The following is a 22285-nucleotide window of genomic DNA, read 5'->3' as shown; positions in this document are numbered from 1 at the left end:
CCATAGCGGGAGAGGTTCTTTTAAATGAGGGTCCGAACGATCTTTGAAAAAAAGCGAACCACCAAGGCATCTACACTCCTCTTGAAATTTTGCCTTGATTTTCATGCTGACTTTTGCGTAACTCATTGTCAGAAGCTGGATTCCCCCTTCTTCGATAAGTTCAGAACAAGTTTCGCGGGAATGATCCTTCGACGGGCTCAAAAAGAATCTTGCGAAACGCGGGACTTCCTACGCGAGGCGCCTGGCTAGTCAGCGAATGCATCGGGAATGTTTTGATTCATGTGATTCAGCCGAGATTCGAACCATTCGTGATCCATGCTCTTTTGCTCTGATCGAGGCCTTGCCGCGCTGTAAAGACCCCGGGCCGCCAAGGACAAACTTCTTATCCGTGCGCGGTGAATCTCTTCAGAAGCAGCCGAGCTGGCAATTTGATATTTTGATTTTCAATTGAGTGGCCGCATCGCCGACTTCTTTTTTGGGAAGTCCCAGTTTTTCAGCGATAGCGAACATCTGGGGGCAGGTGATTCGATTGTCTTTTGCGCGGGCCCGCAGTTCAGCTTCAAGTGTTTTGTTCTCGATCGTTTCTTTTCCGGAAGACTGTCCGAATTTCTGGACTTGTTCGTGCGTCATCTGAGTTCTCCATCATTTCAGTTGTTGTTGATCTTTCGCGGAAAGCTATGGCGTTTTCAGGAGCTTTTCCGCGTTCTTGCGCAGTTTGCTCACGGTGAGGGCGCCGCAAATGGCAAGATCTTCCGTTCGCAGGATCGTATTTGCGGTCTTATCAAAAAGTACATTCACCTCGGGTGGAAACTCTGAGTCCGCCGTCCACAAGACAACCGCAAGCGGCAGTTTCGGGAAGACGGGCACGCGCAAGCCGACGTCGCCGAAATCCAACCTCTCCGCGCCGAGCGGCCGGGCCGCCTGTTCGAGCAGGTCCGGCTTTTGTCCAAAAGCATTCTTCAGCGGCACGAGGGTCCGATCGGTGAATGAACCGAAATAGGCATCGCCACCCTCAAATTGACGAAACGTGATCCACTCGCCGGCCAGCGGGCGTTCATTGACTCCCATGAGGTAATGCAGGAGCAGAACGGAGAGGAAGGGATATACTTCCAGTCCATTCTCAAACATCACTTTTCGGGCAGACAGATCCACCGCATAGCGATCGCTCAGGAAAGGGATATAGAGCAGTCCGCTCGCGCCATCATGTTCGAGCAATCCATCCGCTGCTATTGCGGCAGGGTCCTTCTTTTCCAGGACTTCCCACGCCACCTTGCGCGCATCTTCATACGTATTCTGCGGCGGGCGCTTCATTTTTCCGTCATCCGACATTTTTCCTGGCTCTGCGCTGCTCCTGCGCAATGTTATATCCGGCCATCAAAGCCGCCCGGTTCTGCTCCTTCGTGTGCGGCGGCACCCGGTCAAGCACAGTTTTTTCGATGTTTTGCAGTTCCACCAACTCGGTGACCGCCGTAATGATTCCGAGTGCGACCATATTGACGCTGATTGCTGTTCCCGCCTGCTCGCGCGCAATTCGGGTCATCGGAAAGCGGATGATGCCCGCCCTCTTAGCGGGATGCACGTTGTCGGTGTCGATAATGATCGTGCCGCCCTTTCTCACAGATCCGGCGTTTTCTTCAAATCCTTTCTGCGAAAGAGCCACCAGGAGATCGAGCCGCGTGCATTTCGGGTAGATGATAGGTTCGGTGCTGATGATGACATCGGTTTTGCTCGAGTCCCCGCGCGCGGCCGGGCCATAATCCTGCACCTGCACGACGTGTTTGCCTTCGTGGATGGCGGCGGTCTCGGCCAAAATGATGCCCGCGAGGATGATTCCCTGCCCGCCGAACCCGCAGAGCCTGCACTCCTTTTTCACGTCTTCGCCTCCCCATTCTTGCGGCTGCCGTTCAGCCTGGCAACCATCGCGTAATACTCGCTTACGAATTCGGATGTTTCGCGGTTGACGAAGATGCCGGTGAGTATTTTTCCTCCGAGATCGCCGGCCGGATCGGTGCTGTCGGACCAACGCTGGCGCACTTTCTCGAGCGGAATCGCGTTATCGCGCTGCCATTTGAGCATTTCAACGGGCCCGCCCATCTTGTTCAGCCTCCCGTAAATGGTCGGGCACTGGCTGATGACTTCGACGACGGAAAATCCCTTGTGCGCGAGCGCCATCTTGATGAATCGCTCGGTCTGCTTGGCGTAATAGGTCGTGCCTCGCGCGACAAAAGACGCGCCGGCGCCGACCGCCAGATTGCAGATGTCGAAGGAGGTATCGAAATTATCGTATGGAGCGGTGGTAGCGCGATCGCCTTTCGGAGTGGTCGGAGAACATTGCCCGCCGGTCATCCCGTAGATGCGGTTATTGAAGACGATTGCGGTCAGATCGATGTTGCGCCGGCAGGAGTGGATGAAATGATTGCCGCCGATGGCGAGGGCGTCGCCGTCACCCATGATCACGATGACGTGCAAATGCGGCTTGACCAGCTTGATCCCCGTCGCGAATGAAAGCGCGCGTCCGTGCGTCGTGTGCAGCGTGTTGAAATCCACATAGACCGGCGCGCGCGCCGCGCAGCCGATGCCGGAGATCAGGATCACGTCGTTGCGCGAGTACCCGAGCGAATCGATCGCGCGCACCAGTGCGGAGAGGCCAACGCCGTAGCCGCAGCCGGGGCACCACAGATGCGGAAACTTTTTGGTTGACCGGATGTATTCATGAATGACAGACATTGCTTCTTTCTATTCCTCCTCTACGAGCCTGCTGATGATCTCCGCGGGCGTGATCAACTCGCCGTCATAGCGGGTGAGCGATTCCACCTTCGCTTTGCCGGCCACGAGCCGCTCGACTTCGAGCACAATCTGCCCGAGATTCAATTCGACGACCACGAACCGCCGCGCCAGCGGGGCATAATGCAGCACCAGTCGCCGCGGGAAGGGCCAGACCGTCAGCGGGCGGATCAGGCCTACCTTGATCCCCTTCTTACGCGCCTGCTCGACCGCCTCGCGCGCGGAGCGCGCCGCGCTCCCGACGGCAACCAGAATATGCTCTGCGTCCTCACACCGATATTCTTCGCTCAGGCAGATGTCCGCGCGGTTGTTCTCAATCTTATCCCTCAGCCGCGAAACGAGCGATTTGACTTCATCGGGCCGGGTCGTCGGGAAACCCCACTGGTCATGCGCCAGCCCGGTCACGTGATAGCGGTAGCCGCTGCCGAAATCGGCGAACGGCGGCACCAGGTCGGCCGTCATTTCGTACGGCTGATACGCATGGGCGGGAACATCCGGCCGCTTGCGCTCCACCACTTCGATCGCGCTCTTTTTCGGCATGTTCACTTTTTCGCGCATGTGGCCGATCACTTCATCGAGCAGCAGGATGACCGGCGTCCGGTATTTCTCGGAGAAATTGAAGGCCTGAATCGTCAGCCTCAAGGTTTCATTTACCGACCACGGCGCCAGCGCGATTATCGGATGGTCGCCGTGGGTTCCCCAGCGCGCTTGCATGATATCGCCCTGGCCGACCGCAGTGGGAAGGCCGGTGCTCGGGCCGCCTCGCATCACGTTCACTATGACGCACGGAACCTCGGTGAACGAGGCATATCCCAAATTTTCCTGCTTTAAGGAGAAGCCCGGCCCGGAGGTCGCGGTCATCGCCTTTGCTCCCGCAAGGGACGCGCCGATCACGGCGCCCATGCCGGCGATTTCGTCTTCCATCTGCACGAAGACGCCGCCGACACGCGGCAACTCGTGCGCCAGCAGCTCGGCGATTTCGGTTGAGGGCGTGATCGGGTAGCCTGCGAAGAATCTGACCCCTGCCAGGAGCGCTCCATGGACGCAGGCCTCATTTCCCTGCAAGAGTCGTGCAGTTCCATTGGTTTTGATTGATTTTTTTGTTCGCATACTTTTTTCAGTTTGTGCGCCGGAAAAAAAGCGAAACGACGCTCGTTTATTCCTTTATTCCCGTTTTTTCGAATGGACCGAGGACAGGCTATTCTCGCAGGATATATTCCTCGATGAGTTTCCGCTTGGTTTCCTCATCGTCAACGATCGCGTAATCCGGGCATTGGATCACGCACAGCCCGCAACGCACGCAATGGTTGATATTTTTCGGTTCCGGGTATCCGTCCTTATCGAATTCAAACACCTCTTTTGGACAGAATTCTTTGCAGAGGCCGCACCGCTTGCACCACTTCTTGTTTACCCAGATAAACGGTTTCTCGTGCTTTTTCATACTCCTATTTTACAACTTCCTCCCTTATCTTTTCGAGTGGCGATCGGCGGCCTCCTCGAGGCCATCCAAATCGCGCACGACGATCTCGCGCCTGCGGAAATCGATGAGGCCCTTCTCCCTGAACAAATTCAGAGTCGTAGTCGTGGTCTCGCGGGTCGAGCCGATCAGGCCGGCCAGGTCCTGATGGGTGATCTTCATCTCGATCACCTGTTCGCCCGACGGGAGTTTGTGGCCGTAATCATGCGCCAGGTCAAGCAGCAGGCCTGCCAGCCGCTGAGACACGTCTTTGAACACCAGTTCCGAGAGTTTCTGTTCGAGAAGCCGGATTTTTTCGCCTACATGTTTCCCGAGCGCCTTCACGAGGGCGGCGTCCTCCGCCATGAAATTGGCGAGGTCCGAACATTTGATGGTTACCACTTCCGAATCTTCTATTGCGGTTGCGAGCGTGCTGTGGGGGCCTTTATCGAAAAGGCAAAGCTCGCCGAAAACGTCGCCCTTCCCCAGAACGCACAGCACCAGCTCCTTGCCTTCGGGCGAGACCTCCGCCAGCTTTACTTTTCCGCTGACAATCGCGTACAGCCGCGCCCGCGGGTCCGAGGGCATGTAGATGACCTGCTTCTCCATGAAGCGGTGGAGCGAGACCAGCGGCGCGATCTTTTGCAGGCGCTGTTCGTCCAATTCCCCGAACACATCAATCTTTTTCAGAAGATCGATATCTCTTCGATCCATTCCTCAGGTCTCCTTGCCTGCACTCGCTAGCCGCAGAAGATGCCGCGGAAAATCTCGATCGCCTGCTCGATGTCATCCGCTGAGACGTCGAGATGGGTAACGGCCCGCAGCTCGGTAAAGCTTTCGGGCAGAAACAAAAGGCCCAACTCCCGCGCCTCGTTCATCACCTCGAGTGCGTTCTTGTTTGTTCGCGAGATATCGATGAAAACAAGGTTCGTTTCGACCGGCTCATTCGTAACGGTCACGCCGTCCATCGCGGCCAGCGCTTCCGCCAGCCGCCGGGCGTTCCGGTGATCCTCTGCCAGTCTCTGCACGTTATGCTCGAGCGCGTACAGGCCCGCGGCCGCCAGGATGCCGACCTGACGCATACCGCCGCCCAGCATTTTGCGGTAGCGGTGCACTCGCTTCATGAATTCGGCGCTGCCGGCAATTATGGAGCCAACCGGAGCGCCCAACCCCTTGGACAGGCAGAAGGACAGCGAGTCAACCTGCTTTGCGTACTCGTCGGGCGGAACGTCACTCGCCGCACACGCATTGAACAGGCGGGCGCCGTCCATGTGCAAAGCCAGGCCATAAGCGTCGGCAATCTCCCGAATCCCCCTCATCGTCTCGAGGGGAAACACGGCTCCGCCGCCGCGATTATGGGTGTTCTCGATCCACACCAGTCGCGTCGGCGGAAAATGGACATCATTGAACCTGATTGCCTGTTCGATCTGCGATGGTTCTATGACGCCCCGATTGCCGTCGAGGACGAAGGTCTGCACTCCGGCCAGCGCTCCAAGCGCGCCGGCCTCATGGTTGAGGATGTGCGAGCCGCGTTCGAGGACGATCTCGTCACCCGGACGGGTGTGCGCAAGCAGCGACGTTTGGTTCGCCATTGTCCCGGAGGCAACAAAAAGCGCGGCCTCCTTGCCCAGCAAACGCGCCGCGTGCTCCTGCAACCGGTTTACGGTCGGATCCTCTCCAAAGACATCATCGCCGACTTCGGCCGCTGCCATCGCTTCCCGCATCGCGGCCGAGGGTTTTGTGACGGTGTCGCTCCGCAGGTCTATCACTTTTCACTCCTGTTGCGCTTCTTTGCCTTTTCCCACAGCTCATCCATTTCCTGCAGCGAAGCCTCGGCGGCCGACTTGCCGGCTTGCTCGAGTTCCTTCTCTACATACTTGAACCGCTCGATGAACTTGTCAATGGTAGCGCTCAAAACGGCTTCGGAATCCTGTCCGATAAACCTTGCCAGATTGACGCAGGAGAACAGCAGATCCCCCAGCTCCTCGCTGGTTTCGGCCTCATTTCGTTTCTCGAGCGCCTTTTGAAGCTCGCAGATCTCCTCTTTGATTTTTTCGAGGATTCCTCGAGCGTCCGGCCAATCGAAACCGACTTCGGCGGCTTTTTTCTGGACGTGATGCGCCCGTTTGAGGGCGGAGTAAGACTGAGGAATCGAATCCATAAGAGATGCGGAGTTGTTTTTCTTTTCCTCAGCTTTGATGCTGTTCCACTGCGCCATTACTTCTTCGACCGCGCTGGCGTTGCTGTCGCCGAAGACGTGGGGATGGCGCCTGATCATCTTGGCTTCAATCGAGCGAAGCGCCTTTTCGATTTCAAAAACGCCGCCGTCCTCGGCTATAGCGGCGAACATGAGGAAGTTGAAGAACGTGTCTCCCCATTCCTCCGCCATATTCCCAAGATCGTCTTTCTCGACGGCTTCGATCAGCTCCGCAAGTTCTTCCTGTATGTATTGTATCATGCTGCGCAGGGTCTGTTTTTTGTCCCAGGGGCAGCCGTTTTCGCCGCGCAGGTGGAAAACCAGCTCAACGAGCGCGTCGAAGGCGAGCGCAATACTCTTTGGTTTTTTTGGTCGATCGTTCATTTCCGTGCTTCACAAGAAAAAAATGGGCCGCGGGTCGGGTCATATCATCATCCGCAACACGCAGCCGGAATACAAACCACTCATGATGTCCGGGAACGGGGAAATTCCTCTTCCCTTCGCCAATTTCGGGGTGTGCGTCCACTTATTTCATGTAGACATCGGTCCCAAGCGAACGGACCACTTCGTCAACGGCTGTTCGGCCGTCTTTCACTTTTCTGAGGCCGTCTTCAAAAAGGGAAACCATTCCATCGGAGCGGGCGACTTTATAGAGTTCGTTGGTGCTGGCTTTCGTGATGATCCTGCTCCTCAGCCCGTCTCCCATCACCAACAATTCCGCGATCAGGGTCCGGCCGTAATAGCCGGTATGATTGCATTTGGCGCATCCGGCTCCCTTGAGCAGGCGGACTCCACCCGAGCCGAACCATTTCGTCAGCGCGTCCACCATGTATTCCGGCGGATCATAGACCATCTTGCATTTCGGACAGATCAGGCGGACGAGGCGCTGGGCAAGGACAGCGGTTATGGACGAGGCGACGATGAACGGCTCTATCCCCATGTCGAGAATTCTGGTGATCACTTCGGCGGCAGTCCCGCTGTGGACGGTGGTCAGCACGAGGTGGCCGGTCAGGCCGGCGCGCATCGCGATCTCGCAGGTTTCCGGGTCGCGAATCTCGCCAACCATGATTGCCTCCGGGTCCTGCCGGAGAACCGCGCGCAAGCATTCCGAAAAAGTCAACCCGAACTTACGCTTGACTTCCATCTGCGGAAACAATCCGAAATTGACTTCGACCGGATCCTCGATCGTGATGATGCTGGCGCAGTCGTTCTTCACTTTGGCCAGTTTCTGCAGGGCCGCGTAGAGGGTCGTGGTTTTCCCGCTGCCCGTCGGGCCGGCGACAATAATGGAGCCCTGCAGTCCGAGCAGCACTTCCTCGAACCGTTTCTGGATTTCCGGATAGAAACCGATCTTGTCGAGATCGAAGACGAAGCGGGTGGAATCGAACACCCTGACAACCGCCTTTTCGCCGGTCACCGTGGGCACGATGCTGATGCGGAAATCGATCCGTTTATTTCCGACCGGCATCGAGATGCGCCCGTCCTGCGGCTTTGTTTTCTCATGCGCATTCAGGTTTGCCATCACCTTCAGCCGCGCGATCAGGCGGTCGTGATGTTCGGCGGGAAGTGTGAGCACGTCGCGAAAGAAGCCGTCGATTCGGTACCGGATTCGCAGGATATCGCGATAGGCCTCGAAATGGATATCACTGGCTTTGTGACGAGTCCCCTGCTCGATAACGGTGTCCACCACTTCACTGATTTCCGCATTCTCATTCACCAGCCGGTGGATGAGCACTCGCTGAATGTCGGGGAGTTCCAGTTTCTTTTCGAGAGGGATCATCGGCAATCCTTTGCGTTATGTGGTTTTTCGGCGATCAAATTCGATTTATTTTAGCATAAAGCACATGGGCTGTCAAAGACGACAATTGTTTGGGCCGCAGTACGTTTCATCGCATCAACCGGCGGTTTTTGGAGTTCTTGCGCCTCGGAGAGAGATCTCTTTGAGCGATCGGGGGGGTAATGATTCTTGTTATCGAGAGGCTTCCGAAGATCATTTGCCGAGGATCATCAAGATTGCAGCGGCTGAACAGACCCGCACGTTTTTCATCGGGTCTTCCAGCTTTTTCTTGAGAAGCGGAAGCGGGTGATCTACGCCGATTCGGCCGAGTGCGATGGCGGCATCCGACCGCACCTGCCAATTGTCGGAATCGAGTTTCTCGCTCAGGGGATCGATGATGGATACGTCGCCGAGCTTGCCGAGGGCGGAGATCGCCAGGCTTTGAATTGCGGTGTCGGAATCTTTCAAGGCTTCCGAAAGAAGCACCACCCCGGTCTTATAGCCGACTTTCGCGAGCGATTCGGCCGCCTTGTACTTGAACATCTTCTTCTCGTCAATCAGCAGAGACTTCAGCAGCACCATTCCGCTTTCTTCGCCGAGTCTGGCCAGCGCCTCGGCCGCACTGACGCGAACCAGCTTCTCGCGGTCGTGCAGCAGCCCGCGAAGATTCGGGACGGCCTTCTTGTCGCCGATGACACCCAGGGCCCACGCGCTGCTGGCGCGGATCGGCCACTGCGGCTCCCTGAGCATGAGGTTGATCTGCGGGATGGCTGCGAGCGAGCCAAGCTCGCCGAGGCATTCAATCGCGAAGACCTTCAGTTTCCACACGCGCCGGCTGCCGCGCGAATCCTGTTCCTTCGAGGAGATCATGCTCGGCGTCTGCGAAAGCATGTGGATGAGGAGCTGAGAACCTTCCGGGCGCCCGAGCTGCGCGAGCGCTTTTGCGGCATTCACCCGGACATAATCGTCCTTGTCGTTCAATGCCGAGCGCATGAGGGCGATGTGCGACTCGTCGCCCAGTTTGCCGATGGCGTCGATCACCCAGAACCGTACAAAACCATCCTTGTCGGCGGCCGCTTCAGTCAGCGCCGAAAGCGCCGGCTGCGCCCATTCCGGCGGCAGGCGATCGGCGGCCAGACCAATCCCCCAGGCCGCGCACGCGCGCGTGCGCCACTCTTCATCCTTGAGGACGTTCCGTAAAAAAAACCAGCAGAACCGTCCAAGCTGCTTCCTGTCCTCGACGTCGACGGACATGGTCTTCTTATCAGGAACCTGGACGTCCTGCCGCTTTCCCCGATCGGGCTTCATGCGAATGATCTCCGCCTTTGGCATTACCGTATCACAGTCGGAATCGGAATTTCAAGTTGTCCGGCCGGAATGAGGACTGGAAATCCAGGTAGTGGCACGAGGCTAGGGGCGGGTTTCTAACCCGCCCGTCCAAATAGAAGAGGTCCTAATTCTTCCGCAAGATGCGCTGTCCGGTTTCGCTGCTCGCGGTCGGGTCTGACGCTTCCGCGTTTCCTTCGAGGAATCGAAACGAAAGCTGGCGCCGGTCGTCGTTGGCCAGGTAAAGCGTCTGCGTCGGGAACGCGAACTCGATTCCCTCTTCCTCGAACGCCCGGAAAATCCGCATGTTGACGGTTTGGCAGAACTCGAGGTACTTCCAGTAATCCGGCGGGTGGTACCAGTAAATAACGAGGATGTTCAGAGAGGCGTCATTGAATTCGTTGAAGAAAACGCGGGGCGGGAAATCGGGGAGCATGCCCTCGTGGTTGTCGAGGATCTTCTTGATGATCTCGACGGCGCGCTCGACCTTGTCGGGCGGGGTATCGTATGTGATAGTGACGTTGAAAACGCGCCGGATGTAGGGGCGGCGGCCAACGTTCTCGATGTTGCTCGAAACCACCTTCTCGTTCGGGACGGTCACCAGGTGCCCCGACAATGTCCGAATCTTGGTCGAGCGGAATCCGACCTCCTCGACGGGTCCGTCGAAGCCGTCGACGACGACACGGTCGCCGACCACAAATGGTTTATCCAGCAGAATCATGATCGAGCCGAAGAAGTTCTTGATCGTGTCCTGTGCGGCCAGCGCAAACGCCAACCCGCCGAGTCCGAGGCCGGCGATAATGGTGCTCATCGGCTTCCCCGAAACGCTCTCGGCGATATAGAGCCCGGCCAGGATAATGATGACGATGCGGAACGTCTTCCGAATGAGCGGCACGAGCATGTTGTCGAGATTGCTGTCGGTGCGCCGGGTGTAGCGGTTGAGGTAGTACTCAGCGACGTCGACGAGCCGGTACAGGAAATAGGCGATGCCGATCGAGACGAACAGTTCAACGAGCGTATCGGCTGTGCCCCTTACCGGCCCCGACATTTTCAGAAAGAGGAAAGCGATATCAAGTGCGCCCGCGAAAATGAGAAAGACTGTCGGGCCGGATGCCGATCGCAGGATCAGTCGCCCGAGCGAGATTTCCTCGCCCGCCTTCTCTTTCTGCTTTGCGGCGCGCGCCATCGCGTATGCGATGATTCTGCCCGCGACGAACGACACGAGCAGAATACAGAAAACCACGGTGATACGCCACAGCTCATTTCCGGCGATCTCGATTCGCAGAATATCCGGAATCATAAATAGTTCTCCGTTGAGTCTTGTCGTTGTTGTTTACTCATTGCCGTCCAATACAAGAGAAATCTTCAATCTGCAGATGTGAAGAAGAAACGTTTCAAACAGAAGGGCAGTGAAGAATCTCTCTTTTGGAACCGCCGATAACCGCCGATGTAGGGGCATCCCGCGCCTCGCGGGACCGTGCCTTTTGATTCATCCTGACCCAGTCAGAGTATGATTCCCCCTTTACGAAAGGGGGACTAAGGGGGATTTCCCTCTTAGTCCACGCGTCTCACCGGAAGGGCCCCGTCAATTCATCCTCACCCAGTCGGAGTAAACATTTATTCCAGAAGCTCCGCGAGTTTGGCCGCGGTTTTGCCGGCCATCTCGACGCACTTCTGATGGCCCGACTCGTAATACTTTGCAAGTTGTTCGGGATCCCGAAAGTCGACGCCGCCGGTCAAATCCGAGCACCGCTCGGACCCGAATTCGTCGTTGAACCAGGTCATCAGGCGGCTGCAGCGAAGATAGGTCTCGAGCGCGACGCTCATGTCGTCCTCGCGTCCCCGCCCCTTTTGCATTCCGATGACCATCACGCTTCCGGAGATAACGCCGCACAGAGAGCCGCGCGCGCCCACTCCTCCGCCGAAACCGGTCGCGCACTTTAATATCAAATCATCCTTCACTCCGAGCAGCTCCTGCCAGGAGCCGACAACAGACTGCGCTCAGTTGAAGCCCTGCTTCATGAGCGAAGCGACCGACTCGCGCACGCGCTGTTCGAGTGCCTGCTTTTCCATAGTTTCTTTTTCCTTTCAGGATGCGGATTCCGCCGTAATCAGACCTTATTCCTGCCCGTCTGCCATCGAAAAATCATGAAGTTAGGCTACCATGTTTTCCGCAGACACGTCAACCTACGGGCCGGCATTCGCGCGCCCAAATCTTCATCGGCAGCCAAAATGCTAGGACCACGAATTACGAATGTGTGCCAAGAAGCGTACAAGTTCTGACCAGTGAAAGCCTGGTCTGGACAAAGGGTAGCCGCCAGTCCAGCACCTAATCCCCCGTGCGGGGAGGCAACAAACCGCATGAAGCTGGAAGGGGGAGGTATCAGGCTCCAACGAAAGTGAAGGTATTAAGCCCCGAAACTTATTACGTGTCGGAGGCCGACAGTGTATTCGTGCTGGAAGGCAGCACTGTGCGGGTCCGCAAGGGCAAGGACTCGGCAGCCCGACGGGGTCAGAGGCCGGATGCATGATACCACAAGGAGCTTGTATGAACTTGGGAGGGGCCGGGATATTCTCCGCTAGGAAGGGGAGTATCCGAGGACAAGCGGTGAAAGGCAAGGAATCGCAAATGGCATCTCGGCAGTCGGACCACTTCATAGTACCGCTGAGGCGGGGCAATGTCCGCGGAGGGAAGGGGGTGGCGGTAGCGCGATGGCTTTAGAGGAAGCACCTGCCGTACGCAGAGACGGGGAATGGGTGAAAACGCAACTGGAACCCGTAACCGAGCGGGCCAGAAGAGACCTGAAGTGCAGGATCACGTCATTGGCGCACCTGCTGAGTGAGGGTTTTCTTGTGGAGTGCTTCAGGGAGCTGAAGAGGAACGAGGCTCCCGGCATTGATGGAGTGACGGTGAAGCAGTACGAGGAGCGCCTTGCGGAGAATATCAAGGATTTGGTGGGAAGGCTGAAGGGCAAGCAGTATGTGCCGCAGCCTGTCAAGCGGGTGTACATACCCAAAGACGAGAAGAGTTTGAGGCCGCTGGGGTTTGCCCACCTGACCCGCTACGCGGATGACTTCATCGTGTGCTTTCAGCGCGAGGACGAAGCGAAAGCGTTTGAGGGAGAACTGCGCGAGCGGTTTGCGAGATTCGGGCCGAAGATATCCGAGACAAAGAGCAGGACGATCGAATTTGGCCGGAAGGCAGGGGCGGAAAGAAAGAAAGCGGGAACCTTCGACTTTCTTGGGTTCACGCACTACTGCGGGAAAACGAGGAACGGGAAGTTCAAGGTGGCGAAGAAGACCAGCAAGAAGAAGCTCAGCCACGCCTGTGGCGTCGTCAGGGCGATGAACCACGCGCCGCGCGTGGCTGAAGCTCATCCGAAACGCCGTGGAGATGAAGGCATGGTGGAAGACACTGTGTCAGAAACTCACAGGACATTACCGCTATTATGGAGTGAGCGGGAACCGGGAAGGGCGCTGAAGCAATATTACTGGACAACGTTGAGACTCGCCTTCAAGTGGGCGAATCGGCGGAGCCAGAAGAAGAGCTATACCTGGCAGAAATTCCGCAGGGTTCTCGCGTGGAATCCGCTGCCGCAGTCCAAGATATATCACTGGTCGTATCATCCGTCCTCGACTTGAGGATGCGCTACTGAAGAGCCGTGTGAGGGAAAACCTCACGCATGGTTCTGTGAGGGGCATAAGAATAAGTCCCATGGTCGAATCTTGTGACACTCCTCATATCGAAAGAGGGGAGCAACGGGGAATACAAACCAGACCTAAAGGAAACATTCGAAGTGTCTACTCGATAAGAAGCAAGACTTTTTCTCTATTGAGCGAAGCGCCTAAACTGACCACTCGCGTCGGAAGTCACGCCCGCATGATAATTTGCTCACCGTAGGGGCGACCCGGTGGCTACCACTGTTCCTTTTTTTCAGCGACCACCGAAAATCGGCGTGCTCACAAAGCGCGCCGGACATTCCGTTTGATTTTGGGGGTGGGCGCTAGTAAAATAGGTGCTGTATTTTTCGGGGATGGAGTCCCCCTTTGGTAACCGCCCCGGGCCGGCTGATGACTCCTACCGGACAGGCTCTGAGCCTGAAGAACGTTGTCGAGGCGCATCGTCTGGCGGCGCGTTCTTCTCACCCCCTTTCGGCCCAGAGATGCGTCTTGAAGGAGGACTTCATCGTGGAACATATCTTTACCATTGCCGCGCTCTGGCTCGCGCTGGCCATAGTGTCCGCTGTTATCGCTTATCATCTTCGCGTATCCATCGCCCTGGTCGAAATCTGCGTGGGCGTGCTTGCGGCCGCCGCGGCAGGTTATTTCGGGAAGACCGACGCTTTGGGTTCGAATCTGGAATGGCTTCGTTTTCTGGCCGCAACGGGCGCAATCCTCCTCACGTTTCTGGCGGGCGCCGAGCTCGAGCCGGACGTGATGCGGACGAAGCTGAAGGAGGTGACGGTTGTCGGGCTGGTGGGTTTCTTTGCGCCGTTTCTCGGCTGCGCGGCGGTGGCGCGCTTCCTGCTGGGATGGAATCCGCAGGCGAGCTTGCTGTGCGGCGTGGCGCTGTCGACCACCTCGATGGCGGTCGTCTACGCGGTGATGCTGGATACCGGCTTCAATCGGACCGAATTCGGCAAGGGAATACTTGGGGCGTGCTTTATCAATGATCTTGGGACCGTCATCGCGCTCGGGTTGCTGTTCGCTCCGTTCACGTACAAGACGGTCATTTTCGTCGGCGTGACCGCTTTTGTACTGGCCGTCCTGCCGTTCACCAGCCGCTGGCTGACGCGCACGTACGCGCACCGCACGGCCGCGATCAGGACGAAATGGGTGATGCTGGTGCTCTTCGGTCTGGGCGCGCTGGCCATATGGTCCGGCAGCGAGGCGGTGCTTCCCGCCTATATCGTGGGCATGGTTCTCGCCGAGTTCTCGAATGGAGACGCCCTCTGGATTCGACGACTTCGCACGCTGACAATCGGATTTCTCACGCCTTTCTATTTCCTGCGCGCGGGCACGTTTGTGTCGATGCCGGCCCTCATTTCGGCCCCGTTCGTGTTCCTGCTCCTGTTGGCGGGAAAGGTGCTGTCAAAGATCTTCGGGCTCTATCCGGTTATCGGAATGTTCCGCCGCCAGCGCGAGGAGCAGTGGTATTACACCCTGCTGATGTCCACCGGCCTGACTTTCGGAACGATATCCGCTTTGTACGGGTTTTCCCATAATATAGTCACGCAGGAACAGTACTCGTTTCTGGTCGCCGTCGTCATCGCGAGCGCGGTCGTCCCTACGCTCATTGCGGGACTGGCCTTTCTGCCCCGCCATCTGCTGCCCGAGCCGGTCAGGCAGGCGGAACCGGCGCCGCAGGAAACCGGTTTGAGCGACGAAGGCTGACACAGCGCGGCAACCCCTGTATCGGGAGGAAAATGCGGACAAGGAAATATAAGGCTATTGTCTCGTCGGACTGGAATGGATGCCTGGCGCCCGGCGGCCCGTTCGACTGCATCTCGTTCCATTACCCGAGCCTGACGCCTGCGCTGACAGGCATCTTCAAAGAGTACACGAGCAATCGCATCACGTTTCAGGACGCGCTCGAAAGGCTGCAGGAGCTGATGCCTTCCCCCATCGATGAGGGCCAGATGGACGCCTACATCGATTCGGGCTTCAAGACCTATGCCGGCGTGCCGGAACTGATCGAACGGCTCCTCAGCAAGGATATCCTTTTCATGATCAACACGACCGGCCCGCAGGGCTATTTTCAGCGCCTCTTTTCAAAGGGACTTCTTCCTCAGATACCGGCGTTCTCCGCCAGCCCCTTCATCCGGTATCCCCGGCGGAAGAGCGATCCGGCGCTTGTGTACGATCTTTTCGATACATCGGACAAGCCGAAGAACACCGCGAAAGCCATGCACGCCCACGACATTTCCGCCAGGAAGGTCATTCTCATCGGAGACAGCGGCGGAGACGGCCCTCACTTTGAATGGGGTAACAGGGTCGGCGCGTTTCTGATCGCGAGCATGACCAAGGAATCCCTGAGGAACTACTGCGCCGACAGAGGCATCACGATACGTCTTCATTTCGGACTGTCATACCCTGAAGCGGAGGAAGCCGATCTGGAAAAAGAGATGCAAGTCGATTTCATGGAGTTGGAAGCTGTTTTCGAGGAGGTATGTCAATAGAGGGCGCAAATCAAAGGTAAGGACCAAGAAGAGTTTTTATCACTGCTGTCCAAGGTAATTTCACTGTGAAAGCCTTTTGTCACCGCGGAGACGCGAAGAGCGCAGAACATATCCCCAACATCATCAAGAGCGCCACATCGAACAGCCAATCTGATAATAGGTTCCGGTAATTTAACCAACCTTAAGGAAGTGAGTCAATACTCGCGCTTATGGTGTCACCTCAAAGTTGAAATGGTATTCATTTGTGGATGAGGGATAGGCGCCAACGAAGGCGTTGTAGGTATATCTTCCAAGAGGCGCCTCAGTCGGGATGGTATGATTCACATGCTGCGTGTGAATACTCAACCCATTTAGGTTCACGGGATACGGCCCGAGAAGAAGTCCTGACGGAGGATACATCAGTCCGTCCGGTCGAGTCGCATTCGTCCAGTAATCAAACGAGACAGGATATGCCGTCGGATTCACGACGGTGACTGTATACCCGAGAGTTCCACCTCGCTGAATGGAGGTTGAATCCGGAAGGAGGGTGAGACACAAGTTCGAAAATCCGACGCATTCATCGGCGCCCATATCGAACTCGGGCTCTGGACCGTTGTGGTCGATCAATGGTACATCGAATGGCCGCGCATCATCCTCCAGGTCGCTGGGGATTCCCGCATCTGTTCCAGCGTCTATACATGGCGAATTGCATGATAAATGATAGTCGCCACTGACCGATTCAGACGCAACCCAATAAGCAGGCTGAACAAATATGGGATTCCCATTGATGTTGTTTCCGCTTGATGCAAAGGCGCCAAAAACCTTGGCGGGATCAAAATCATTGAAATAAGCGACTGCCGTTCCTCCCCGCCAGTTGTCGAGGAAGATATCCGCGCCCGTCCCAGCGGCGTTATTCCAAAAAATATTGTTGTAGAGTTCTGCCGAGGCGGCATAATTAGCCTGGTAGAGATACAGCCCGGCACAATTCGTGTCAGCAGTATTACCCGTGACAGTGTTGTGGAGGAAATTTATTGTTCCATTGGACTGCGCGTACACCGCGCCATAATAATACTCTGTATTATCGCTGATGATGTTATTTGACAGTGTTATGGTACCCGCATATGAATTGGCGTGAATTCCACCGCACGTCGTCCCATGGTTGCTCTTCACAATGTTATTGATGAAGTTTATGGTTCCATATTCCGTATAGATGTCGACGCCTCCATAATAGTCGGCCTCTCCATTTTGCACGGTTATACCGTCAACCGTGATTTCCGTATGAACCGAGATGGGGGCGGTATTACCATCGCGAATACGCAGCACGCCTCCGATATCGCTCTGATGGATGCCTTCGCCATCCAGAATCGTAGTGGTTGGGTCTACTTCTCTTGCTGAGCAATCAGGCAAGTAGCCGCCTTCGATAATGAGTCCCCACGGCTCAGTAGCGGCATAACTGAAGTGCTGGTTACTGTTCAAAGAAACAAGGTACGTCCCCTGCACCAGTTTGATCACATCGTTCTTTCCGTTGCCTTGGGCCTCCGATAACGCATCTTGCAGCTCTAAGCTCGTGCACACGCAATACACATCGGTGCACGCGTCTCCGTAGCCGTCTCCGTCCGTGTCCGCCTGATCCGGATTCTGCTTTGTCAGGCAATTATCACAGGCATCACCCACGCCGTCTCCATCGTAATCCAGTTGGTCGGGATTCACCGCCAGCGGACAATTGTCATTGATATCATAAATGCCGTCACCGTCAGAGTCCACGAGCGCGGCCGCGAAGTCCTGGCCGGTCAGGTCCGATCCGCTTACGGTTACCACTCTTTCTGGAGGAGTGAACTGATATGGGCCTGAAGGAGTGATCGTGTAACCGCCCTCGGGAACCCATGTGAATAAGTATTCGCCATTTGCGTTCGTAATGTCGGTAGCCGCTTGCGCTCCGGATAAAGAGACGGTTATCCCGCCGAGGCCCACTCCATCGAGGAGTATTCGGCCGCTCACGGAGAATGTCGGACCTTCCACGTAGTACTCGTCGGCGCCGATGTCGGGAGCTATCCCGAGCGCGCGGCCCTCGCCCTCGAAGTCTGTGAGCGGCAGCGAAGGCGCCGAGGGATCGCCGGCGTCAATACAGGGCGACCCGAAACTGAGATGATAATCACCGCCCCCCACGAACAGCGGGATTGCGTTAATATTGTCTCCCTGCGATGCAAAAGCTCCTTGCACATTCGTCGGATTAAAATCATTGTAATAAGCGATTGCTGCTCCTCCCCGCCAATTGTCGATGTATATATCCGGACCCGTCCCCGCCGCATTATTCCAGAAGATGTTGTTGTAAAGCTCGGCGGTGGCGGCCTCATCGGCCTGATAGAGATAAATTCCGCCGCCGTTGCCGGTCGCCGTGTTGCCTACTATGGTGTTGTTGGTCAGGTCTATCCACCCATTCGATTGCAGATATGCGCCGGCATAATGGCACGCCGTGTTATCGTTAATGACATTGTTTGCAAGTTTCACCTTTCCATATGAGGAAATGGCGTAAAGCCCCCCGCCTGTAGTCCCTGTATTGTTCTTCAGGATATTGTTCGTGAACAACAGGGTTCCATACTGGGTGTAGGCATAGATTCCGGCATTGTAGCCGGCGATTCCATTCTGGACAGTAACACCATCCACCACGATTTTGGTATGGGTTGAAACAAGGGTTGTATTCCCGTCGCGCAGGAACAACACGCCCGCTCCCGCATCCTGCTGGTCTATCCCGCCTTCCAGAACCGTATCGGCGGGATTCACTTCCCTCGCGGAGCAACCCGGCAGGTAGCCCCCCTGTATAACCAGGCTCCACGGTTCGGTTGTGGCATATCTGAAGTAGTCTCCATTATTGCCGGAAATCAAGTACGTCCCTTGCTCCAGCTTGATAACGTCGTTACTCCCATTATTCTGCGCTAACGTCAGCGCGCCTTGCAGCTCCGCGCTCGAATTCACACAATGGACAACAGTGCAGTCGTCTCCGTAGCCGTCGCCGTCCGCATCGGCCTGACCAGGATTGCTGATTGTCGGACAATTATCCAGGTCGTTATCCACTCCGTCCCCATCCATATCGGGATCGCACAAATCGCCGATATCATCTGTATCCATGTCCTCCTGCATCGGATTATAAATATGAGGGCAGTTGTCGGTGGAGTCACTAACGAGATCATGATCTGAGTCGGATGAGATCGCGATACCGATGTTCGGGGTGTCGGCCCCCGCATTCACGTGGACAACGCCGGGATAGCTGTGGCGGAGATATCCCGACAACGAAACTCTTACAGAATAATCACCTTGCTTGAGCCCTGTGATGCTATAAACGCCCGATGCGTCAGAATGCGTGCTTCCATAGGACGGCCCGCTCGCGCTCACCACTGCATTCTCTATCCCCTGCAATGTATCGGCGTCGGTAATCGTTCCCGATATGGACCCTCGAAGATAAACGTTGATGGCGGCGGCTTTTGTCTCCGTTCCGGTGGCGGCCGTCGCGTCGGTCACTGTCAAGCGTACGGTGTATGTGCCGGATGAACTATAAATATAGCTCGGATTTTGCGTCGTCGAGTCGATGATGTCGTCGTTATCGAAATCCCAGGCCCACGATACGATTGTGCTGGTCTGAGATGTTGAGGCATCCATGAAATTCACCGTCAAAGGTGAATGTCCCGCAACCGGTGAAAATGAAAAGGCGGCGACCGGGTCATCTTTTGTGGTGAAGCTCCATACGGGACCAGCCGCTTCGACGTTATGACTGTCTCTGGAAACGACTTGCCAATAGTAAGTCTCGAGAGAACTCAGTTTCCCTGGCGTATAGCTTGTCTCCGAGCCGCTGCTTGCGAGGGGCGGATTCGCCGTATCACCGAAATAGACGGAGTACGAAACGGTGTCGCCGGTGTCGGGATCGCCGCTGCCCGTCCAACTCAAGGTGGGAATTGTGGATATCCCTGTCGCGCCATTTGCAGGACTGGGGGAGATGGCTACGTTCGGAGGATTATTGGCCGGAGCGCCTGCAAGCGTGGTGGCTTTCTGCAAGCGGTTGCCCAGGTTGTCGTACACATAGTCAACCACCGTTCCGTCGCCGTACTGGGCGCTGACAAGCCGCTGCGCATCATCATAGCCGTAATTGATCGTCTCGGCTGATGCGACCGGTGACAGTAGGATCACCATGGAAATTGCCGCGAAAACCATTGCGGCGGCTGAATTCATTCGGCCGATCTTGAATGCTCGCGACATTGCCTTCCCCCTCCAGTTGTGCGGACCGAATTCTCCTTCGCTCGATTTTCCGATGTAACTGACGATTTGACAGTGCTAATCATTCCCTTGACAGAGCGTCATCGTGCACATTAATCATTTCTACTCGCTCTGCCGGTAACTGCAAGGAAATATGCCCATATGATTCCTTCATAAAAGATTAGTGAACCGCGAATGAACGCGAATACACGCTAATGAAGACCGGTATTGACGTATCGTTTCCATTCCATTTTCGTCCCGCCGAAGTTGACAATGAGTCCCACAGGCAGTTTGGAGGCTCGAAGATAATTTATTATTTGCGCCTCCTCAAGTTCCGTTATCTTCTTGATCGCCTTGATTTCAACAATGATCTGCTGGAAGCAGATGAAATCAGCTATATACTCTTTGCTTAATACCCTGTTTTTATACGTAATGACGATCTTCTTTTGCGCTTCAAAAGGAATATCGACATCAGAAAACTCTATCCTAATACTTCCTGATAAACTGCCTCAAGAAAGCCGCATCCCAGAGTATTCGAAACCTCCATAGCCGCGCCGACAATCCGGTAGACCTCCTCCTTCAAAAGAATTCCTTCTCTGCATTCGCGTTCATTCGCGGTTCCGCCGGATGGTTTTAAAGACTTTGCAATACGGCGATTTTCCCTAGACGCCTCGCCTGCCTAAAAAGTCCGTTAGGGATTGGCTTCCGAATTAAGTTTCCTTTTGAATTTCTTATCATCTTTATCATAAGTGTATGTTAACTTCAGCAGACTGTTGGGCCCATGTTTCACCAGATGAGCGTTGTAAGGGTCTTCTGAAAATTTATTCCCCACCTCAAAGAGCTCTATTTCGATTTCTTCGAATTTTTCCCAAACGAAATTCGCGTCAATTGAAGCGCTGACGAATACAGAATCGTCTTTTAAGAAAGTTGTGCCATTCTTGTCGTAGACTTCTATTTTCACCTTCTTTTTTGATTGCTTCGTGATTGGGCTTTGATTTGATGCCACAGTCACAAGCATTGTATATTTCCACCCAGGCTCATCTGGCCGGCTGTCAGGTGGAAAAGAGATGGCTTGAATAGTGTATTCTGTCTTTCCACAAGCCACCACGTACAAGAAAACCAGTAAGGCCGTGAAAGTTGTTCTTAATCCCAAGTCAATTCGCGTCATGTAAGTCGCATTCCCTCGAGGTACATCGCCACCTCCAACTTCCTGCAGATTCTAGAATTTCGGATTGCGCTCTTTAATTTCTCTCAGCTTCTCAATAAGTCCGGCAAGATCGAACAGGGGGACCAAAGAATCTTTCGTCACCAGGAGTTTCTCATGCTCTATTTCCTTTGAGAAGTGCAAGAAGCTCCCATGTTCCAGGTACGATTCAGGGTCTTGAAAATACCATTCATCCTCAGCGGGTTCTTCCCTTATATAGATATTCTTGGCGATATATATGAGGGTTTTGATCATAGGGATGTCAGATTTGTGATGATAATAAAATAATAGGAAATAGCAGTTGCCTTGAACGAGTTTTTCGGGGACTATCACTGATTTTGTCTCCCTCTGTTATAGCAAGCGCATGATTTCATACGACACCTTGGAATCAAAAGCCTCTATGTTTCCCCTATGTTCCGGCCTCGGTGAAACAACGTTCGGACATCGATTTCTTACCGGTGATGAGGTAGAAGCAGGACTTGGCTCTTCATTAAGCAAGCACAACTTTTCAGCGGTCAACCACATAGAGCAAAGCGAATACCATGGATCAGCATTCTTTGAGTTCTTTCAGTTGATCAATCAACCCTTTGAGATCGTATATTGCTACTAAAGAATCTTTCGTCAGCAGAAGCCTTTCATGTTCTATTTTCTTCTTGAAATTGATGAAACTGCCATGTTCCAGATAGGACTCAGGATCTTGAAAGTACCATTCATCCTCAGAGGCTTCCTGCGGGAACAGGTTCTTTCCTACATATATGAGGGTCGTGATTCTAGGGATGTCGAGTTTGGGATGACAAAATGCGAAATGGAAGTAACATTTGCCTGGAACTAGTTTTTCAGGATCTATCACTGATTTTGCCTTTCTGCTATAGCATTAACCGGAATGGGTCTGTACAGAGGCAAGAGTGGTCACGCATTTGACAAGCCTCTTCCTTCGTTGCCTGAGAGCTGCCAGTTGCCTCTCCCACTCTTTCCCTGCCCTCAGATAATAGGAAGAATTGCAGGATCAAGTCTACACCTCAGAGCCGAAGAGACTTCGATTGGGTAGTGTAGGCTAATTTCTGTAAAAGTAGACAAAGCGGCCAGCTTTGTGCTCCAATCTTTGGTTGTAGTTGTAGGGAAATCAAAGAGAGGAGGA

General features: G+C 55.0%; 19 protein-coding genes and 2 pseudogenes. 3 read left to right on the top strand and 18 right to left on the bottom strand.

Annotated features, from left to right (window positions below):
- Window positions 1-405: 405 nt before the first annotated feature.
- The 13 genes from C4520_10780 to C4520_10720 form a co-directional block, all read right to left on the bottom strand.
- Complete coding sequence (locus C4520_10780) at window positions 406-630, bottom strand: hypothetical protein (protein ID RJP20827.1); 225 nt, start codon at window positions 628-630, stop codon at window positions 406-408.
- A gap of 45 nt (window positions 631-675) precedes the next feature.
- Window positions 676-1329, bottom strand: coding sequence for a DUF3786 domain-containing protein (locus C4520_10775; protein RJP20826.1), 654 nt, complete (start codon window positions 1327-1329; stop codon window positions 676-678).
- Window positions 1319-1948: a 2-oxoacid:ferredoxin oxidoreductase subunit gamma gene (locus C4520_10770; GenBank protein ID RJP20840.1), complete on the bottom strand. Its 630-nt coding sequence runs from the start codon at window positions 1946-1948 to the stop codon at window positions 1319-1321. The genes C4520_10775 and C4520_10770 overlap by 11 nt, the downstream gene beginning before the upstream one ends.
- On the bottom strand, window positions 1870-2727 hold the full coding sequence (locus C4520_10765; protein RJP20825.1) for a 2-oxoacid:ferredoxin oxidoreductase subunit beta: 858 nt from the start codon (window positions 2725-2727) through the stop codon (window positions 1870-1872). The genes C4520_10770 and C4520_10765 overlap by 79 nt, the downstream gene beginning before the upstream one ends.
- Before the next feature lie 9 nt (window positions 2728-2736).
- Window positions 2737-3894 (bottom strand): 2-oxoacid:acceptor oxidoreductase subunit alpha, encoded by a 1158-nt coding sequence (locus C4520_10760; GenBank protein RJP20824.1) that lies wholly within the window; start codon window positions 3892-3894, stop codon window positions 2737-2739.
- An 88-nt stretch (window positions 3895-3982) separates the two neighbouring features.
- The gene (locus tag C4520_10755; protein RJP20823.1) at window positions 3983-4225 is read right to left on the bottom strand and encodes a 4Fe-4S dicluster domain-containing protein; all 243 of its coding nucleotides are present in this window, start codon (window positions 4223-4225) and stop codon (window positions 3983-3985) included.
- A gap of 24 nt (window positions 4226-4249) precedes the next feature.
- On the bottom strand, window positions 4250-4954 hold the full coding sequence (locus tag C4520_10750; protein ID RJP20822.1) for a Crp/Fnr family transcriptional regulator: 705 nt from the start codon (window positions 4952-4954) through the stop codon (window positions 4250-4252).
- 26 nt (window positions 4955-4980) lie between these two features.
- A complete protein-coding gene (locus tag C4520_10745) occupies window positions 4981-6009 on the bottom strand; it encodes a low-specificity L-threonine aldolase (GenBank protein RJP20821.1) in 1029 nt (342 codons plus the stop codon).
- Complete coding sequence (locus C4520_10740; GenBank protein RJP20820.1) at window positions 6006-6821, bottom strand: nucleoside triphosphate pyrophosphohydrolase; 816 nt, start codon at window positions 6819-6821, stop codon at window positions 6006-6008. Before C4520_10740 ends, C4520_10745 begins: the two co-directional genes overlap by 4 nt.
- A gap of 142 nt (window positions 6822-6963) precedes the next feature.
- The gene (locus C4520_10735) at window positions 6964-8217 is read right to left on the bottom strand and encodes a type II/IV secretion system protein (GenBank protein RJP20819.1); all 1254 of its coding nucleotides are present in this window, start codon (window positions 8215-8217) and stop codon (window positions 6964-6966) included.
- Window positions 8218-8427: 210 nt separating this feature from the next.
- Window positions 8428-9546: a HEAT repeat domain-containing protein gene (locus tag C4520_10730; GenBank protein RJP20818.1), complete on the bottom strand. Its 1119-nt coding sequence runs from the start codon at window positions 9544-9546 to the stop codon at window positions 8428-8430.
- 121 nt (window positions 9547-9667) lie between these two features.
- A complete protein-coding gene (locus C4520_10725) occupies window positions 9668-10840 on the bottom strand; it encodes a mechanosensitive ion channel family protein (protein ID RJP20817.1) in 1173 nt (390 codons plus the stop codon).
- 317 nt (window positions 10841-11157) lie between these two features.
- Window positions 11158-11511 (bottom strand): C_GCAxxG_C_C family protein, encoded by a 354-nt coding sequence (locus C4520_10720; GenBank protein RJP20816.1) that lies wholly within the window; start codon window positions 11509-11511, stop codon window positions 11158-11160.
- Window positions 11512-12297: 786 nt separating this feature from the next.
- Between C4520_10720 and C4520_10715 the strand changes: the two are divergent.
- The 3 genes and pseudogenes from C4520_10715 to C4520_10705 all read left to right on the top strand — a co-directional run bounded on the left by C4520_10715 (window position 12298) and on the right by C4520_10705 (window position 15719).
- A pseudogene (locus C4520_10715) lies at window positions 12298-13182 on the top strand (hypothetical protein).
- 546 nt (window positions 13183-13728) lie between these two features.
- Window positions 13729-14934: a cation:proton antiporter gene (locus C4520_10710; GenBank protein RJP20839.1), complete on the top strand. Its 1206-nt coding sequence runs from the start codon at window positions 13729-13731 to the stop codon at window positions 14932-14934.
- Window positions 14935-14966: 32 nt separating this feature from the next.
- Window positions 14967-15719: a hypothetical protein gene (locus tag C4520_10705; GenBank protein RJP20815.1), complete on the top strand. Its 753-nt coding sequence runs from the start codon at window positions 14967-14969 to the stop codon at window positions 15717-15719.
- Between the two features lie 207 nt (window positions 15720-15926).
- Here C4520_10705 and C4520_10700 read toward each other — a convergent pair whose 3' ends face one another.
- The 5 genes and pseudogenes from C4520_10700 to C4520_10680 form a co-directional block, all read right to left on the bottom strand.
- Entirely contained in the window at window positions 15927-19946 is a 4020-nt protein-coding gene (locus tag C4520_10700; GenBank protein RJP20814.1) for a PKD domain-containing protein, read from the bottom strand.
- Between the two features lie 209 nt (window positions 19947-20155).
- A pseudogene (locus C4520_10695) lies at window positions 20156-20490 on the bottom strand (GxxExxY protein).
- 144 nt (window positions 20491-20634) lie between these two features.
- On the bottom strand, window positions 20635-20961 hold the full coding sequence (locus tag C4520_10690) for a hypothetical protein (GenBank protein ID RJP20813.1): 327 nt from the start codon (window positions 20959-20961) through the stop codon (window positions 20635-20637).
- Between the two features lie 201 nt (window positions 20962-21162).
- The gene (locus C4520_10685; protein RJP20812.1) at window positions 21163-21480 is read right to left on the bottom strand and encodes a hypothetical protein; all 318 of its coding nucleotides are present in this window, start codon (window positions 21478-21480) and stop codon (window positions 21163-21165) included.
- Window positions 21481-21694: 214 nt separating this feature from the next.
- A complete protein-coding gene (locus C4520_10680) occupies window positions 21695-21997 on the bottom strand; it encodes a hypothetical protein (GenBank protein RJP20811.1) in 303 nt (100 codons plus the stop codon).
- Window positions 21998-22285 lie beyond the last annotated feature (288 nt).

The sequence above is a fragment of the Candidatus Abyssobacteria bacterium SURF_5 genome (assembly GCA_003598085.1).
Taxonomy (GTDB): Bacteria; Abyssobacteria; SURF-5; order SURF-5; family SURF-5; genus SURF-5.
Note: the sequence above shows the minus strand (reverse complement) of the source record. Positions and strands in the feature narration are given on the sequence as shown.